Genomic DNA, 4,268 nt, shown 5'->3' with positions numbered 1-4,268 from the left:
CGCTCATTTTGAGAGAGTACCCCTGTGCTAATAGCTGTGTTTTAGCCGCATCCAAGTCAGCAACGGATAACGCGACATGGGGGTTGCGTCCCCATTTTTCATGATTTTGCAGCTTTGGTTGAATTGAGGAGTCTACGATCAAGTGAATCTGGAAGTCTCCGACCTGATACCAAGCACCAGGATACTTAAACGTTCGCTCTACTTTAGATAACCCCAAAATATTGCCATAGAAATGCTCTGCCTTTTCTAGGTCAGAAACAAGAACGGCTGCATGGAGACACTGAGTAATCCGCATGGCTAGTCTGATGGAAACAATACAGAGCAGATTCGGTTGCTCTGATTAATTGTGGCCTAGATCGCCAGGTTAGGGAATGAGCGGTTAATGCTAATGCAGGCTGGACAGTCGCGAGAATTTTGATTAAGATGTTCAATATTTTGATAGACATACCAAGCCGAATCTCTACAACCTCGAAATCGAGCACAACTTCAGGCACAGATTTTTCCGATAGACTCTAAGTGCTTAGGCAGCAGGTTGTACACTCACCATTACCAATGGCTTCATCATCTCCTTGACCAAAACCAATCTTTGTTAAATCTGGACTGAACAACGGAATCATTGTCAGAGCCTCGTTGTGGTATTGATGTAAAAAGTTGATTTGCTCTAAGACTAGCTCAAACTCCTCAGTAGTTGCGGCGCTGAGATTAAGTTCCCAGAGAAACGGGCGAACTCTATCTTTTGTTAATTTGGCGGGCTCCCAAATTTTGAGGATATACCCGAATTCTGTCTTGGTAATGGTGTGAAGGATCTGCATTGATTTGACTTCAATCTTTATAAACAAGCGCTCGTTTTTGAGATTGGATTGCTTTACAAAAACCCACAAGGTTGAAAAAATAGACTAAGAGAGGTTTGATTGATTTTCATCAAACCTTATGAGTTCGGCTGTCCTTGCACAACCTATAGATTTTTTGGCTAAGTCTTAGGAATTTTTTTGGCTAGCCATTTCAAATTGTCTTCTTTTGCTAAGAGCTATTGCTTCAGCCATTTGTCTCAAATAATTTACGCTAATTAGCTGATTTATTTCGCCCTGAATCTGCTAGTACCTACGTCAACCCTTCTTGATTAGGGACGTGAGCTGTAGCCCAATGAGCCTGTAGCAGGCACGGACACTAACTAAGAAAGTTAGTCTTTGGGCTGGGAAAGCTGCACGGGAAAAGTCCCTTCCGTAGTTCACTGGCTTGTACAATACAGGGTTTGAGGTCTGAGCGATTTTGGCAAATCGTAGGGACGCTCGGATAAATCAAGAACTTGGTAAAGTTTAGTTAAGCTATTATCGGTATCAAATAACGATATTTTTAAAGAGTGAAAAAAAGCAATATCGAGAATCAATTCTAGTTGCTCACAAAAATTATCGGTCTGCCGCCTAAAATGACTAGTTTCAATTTGAAAACTTTTCAGTTCAAACATTTTTTTCAACACAACTAACTTTTGCAATACCAGCACTAAAATAGTTGTTGATACGCTTAATCCTGTCATCTCTTTCGTTGGCAATGGTACATTTTGTTCAAATATAAAATGAGCATCTTTGAGTTCAAATATGGCACACAATTGCTTGACAACCTGAACTTGGAATAGATGTTCTAGGTGTTCGACTTGTAAAGCTCCTTGACTTCTCAGATACAAACCTAGCGGTTTACTAGATGGACAAAACTGAGCCAGCTTAGTAACAACGCGCTGGCTGACCCACTGGTATTGATTAATCAACGAAATTAAACCTTGCTCATTTAATTGATTAGCCGCTGCCACAATTCTCCCCTGGTTCATCCAGAGATAATGTACTGATGAGGGTGAGTGAGAGTCTGGCAAGGTACGAAGTGTCAGCAAGCCTGTTTTATGTCCTTTCTCGATAAACTGAAAAATTTCTGGTAAAGAAAAGTCTGTTAAAGAACCTGTAATAGACATAGGTGTGTAATTGCAATAAAAAAACTCAAAATCTTATGCTGTTATTGTCTCTATTCGTTGGTATATAAGAGATATAAAAACAATAACCCTTTGTCAAATCGAGCTTTAAGCGCTCTCATAGAGGCGGGGATTTATAATGGTTTTTGTCCTATATTCTCTGTCTTTGCTGTGACCACCACTCCTGTTTCCCATAGTTCCCAAACCAATGCCGATACCGCAACCCAGCAACCCGATACTTTAGGACGCTTTGGCAGGTTTGGCGGTAAGTATGTGCCTGAGACGCTGATGCCTGCTCTGTTTGAGCTAGAACAGGCTTTTCAGCAATACTCTAATGATTCGGATTTTCAGACGGAACTACAACAGTTACTGCGAGACTATGTCGGACGCCCCAGTCCACTGTACTTTGCTGAGCGCCTGAGTGAATATTATGCCAGACCGGATGGCAGTACCCCGCAAATTTATCTGAAACGGGAAGACTTAAATCACACGGGTGCCCACAAAATCAATAATGCCTTAGCGCAGGTGTTGCTGGCTAAACGCATGGGTAAGCGGCGAATTATTGCGGAGACGGGTGCGGGTCAGCATGGCGTAGCAACCGCCACGGTGTGTGCGCGGTTTGGATTGGAATGCATCGTCTATATGGGCGTTCAGGATATGGAACGGCAGGCGCTCAACGTGTTTCGGATGCGGCTGATGGGCGCGACGGTGCAACCTGTCTCTGCGGGTACAGGTACTCTGAAGGATGCTACCTCAGAAGCGATTCGAGACTGGGTGACGAATGTGGAAACCACTCATTACATCCTGGGTTCAGTGGCAGGGCCCCATCCTTACCCGATGATGGTACGCGATTTCCATGCGGTGATTGGTCAAGAGACTCGCGCACAATGCCAGGAAAAGTGGGGCGGTTTGCCGGATATTCTTTTGGCTTGTGTGGGCGGTGGCTCGAATGCGATGGGATTGTTTCATGAGTTTGTCCACGAATCCAGCGTGCGGCTGATTGGTGTTGAGGCAGCAGGGGAAGGCGTAGATTCGGAAAAACACGCGGCAACGCTGACTCGTGGGCGTCCAGGGGTGTTGCATGGTGCCATGAGTTATTTGCTGCAAGATGATGATGGTCAGGTGGTTGAGGCACATTCCATTAGTGCGGGACTAGACTATCCGGGTGTTGGTCCTGAGCATAGTTATTTGAAGGATATTGGTCGGGCAGAATACTATGCAGTCACTGACCAAGATGCGATCGCAGCACTTCGCAGATTATCGGAGTTAGAAGGAATTATCCCAGCTTTGGAAACCGCTCATGCGATCGCATATCTAGAAACTCTGTGTCCCCAACTTACGGGTAGTCCCCGCATTGTGATTAATTGTTCGGGGCGCGGTGATAAGGATGTTCAGACAGTAGCTAAGTTCATTAACTTGGAGACTGGGGATTGAAGGACGTAAAGACATTTTGTAGTAAGCGCTGAAGCGCTTACTACAACCAGAAAACCGTACAACGGAGAACGCTAGAGTAGGAGAGTGGGTAGTACCTATGTATTGTCACAGGTGGACGCTGCTAACTTTATCTACTGCTCGAAATGGAAAAACGTTTAACAAAGTTAATTTTCGGACTACTCGTTCTTGCTGCTGGACTGAGTAGCTGCGATTCCTCTATGATTATCGGTCAATCTCTCCCATCCGAACGTACACCAACTTCAACCGTATCTAAAAGTTCAAAGCCTGCTGAGTTCGCAGCAATGGAGGAGTCGGTTCATCAACAGGTTAATCAATATCGCCAGTCTCGTAACTTGCCACCACTAAAATTAGATGCCCGGATTAGTGAGCAGGCAAGAATTCATTCTCAGAACATGGCGAGTGGTAAGGTACCTTTTAGCCATAACGGATTTGAAGGGCGGGTGAAAGCGATCGCAAAATCCATTCCTTATCGCAAAGCTGGGGAAAATGTTGCTTACAATATGGGATACTCTAACCCAGGCAAACAGGCGGTTGAAGGTTGGATCAAAAGCCCCGGTCATCGAAAGAATATGGAAGGAGATTTTAACTTAACCGGCATTGGCATTAGCAAAAATGCCAAGGGCGAGTATTACTTAACGCAAGTTTTCATCAAAGGCCGATAATTAGGTTGAAGGTTAGCAGGTTAGCAGGTTGAAAGTTTTAGGCTATCCTATCCTTCGCTTTCTCCTGCGAAGTACAATCTTCAACGTTCAACCTTCAAACCTACCCCTACCCTTTGGGAACGCCTATGGCGAATGGGGAACGCTACACGAACAACGTTCAACCTTCAACCCGGATATGGAATTGCAAGATTTTC

The 4,268-nt window shown here is 44.6% G+C and carries 5 protein-coding genes; 2 read left to right on the top strand and 3 right to left on the bottom strand.

Translation table 11 applies throughout. The features are described from left to right. The 3 genes from V6C93_RS29940 to V6C93_RS29930 all read right to left on the bottom strand — a co-directional run. Positions 1-295: VOC family protein (locus tag V6C93_RS29940; protein WP_333480331.1), on the bottom strand; the 295-nt coding region annotated here is incomplete at its 3' end. Between the two features lie 217 nt (positions 296-512). Then, positions 513-812: a hypothetical protein gene (locus V6C93_RS29935; protein ID WP_333480330.1), complete on the bottom strand. Its 300-nt coding sequence runs from the start codon at positions 810-812 to the stop codon at positions 513-515. A 416-nt stretch (positions 813-1,228) separates the two neighbouring features. Continuing rightward, complete coding sequence (locus V6C93_RS29930) at positions 1,229-1,960, bottom strand: DUF4388 domain-containing protein (RefSeq protein ID WP_333480329.1); 732 nt, start codon at positions 1,958-1,960, stop codon at positions 1,229-1,231. 168 nt (positions 1,961-2,128) lie between these two features. Here V6C93_RS29930 and trpB point away from each other — a divergent pair, with 168 nt between their 5' ends. Further along, a complete protein-coding gene (trpB, locus tag V6C93_RS29925) occupies positions 2,129-3,391 on the top strand; it encodes a tryptophan synthase subunit beta (RefSeq protein WP_333480328.1) in 1,263 nt (420 codons plus the stop codon). A 143-nt stretch (positions 3,392-3,534) separates the two neighbouring features. After that, the gene (locus V6C93_RS29920; RefSeq protein ID WP_333480327.1) at positions 3,535-4,074 is read left to right on the top strand and encodes a CAP domain-containing protein; all 540 of its coding nucleotides are present in this window, start codon (positions 3,535-3,537) and stop codon (positions 4,072-4,074) included. Positions 4,075-4,268 lie beyond the last annotated feature (194 nt).

It is taken from the genome of Allocoleopsis sp., assembly GCF_036703385.1.
In the GTDB taxonomy this organism is placed as follows: Bacteria; Cyanobacteriota; Cyanobacteriia; order Cyanobacteriales; family Coleofasciculaceae; genus Allocoleopsis.
The sequence above is the reverse complement of the archived record's forward strand: the minus strand, read 5'-3'. Positions and strand labels throughout refer to the sequence as shown.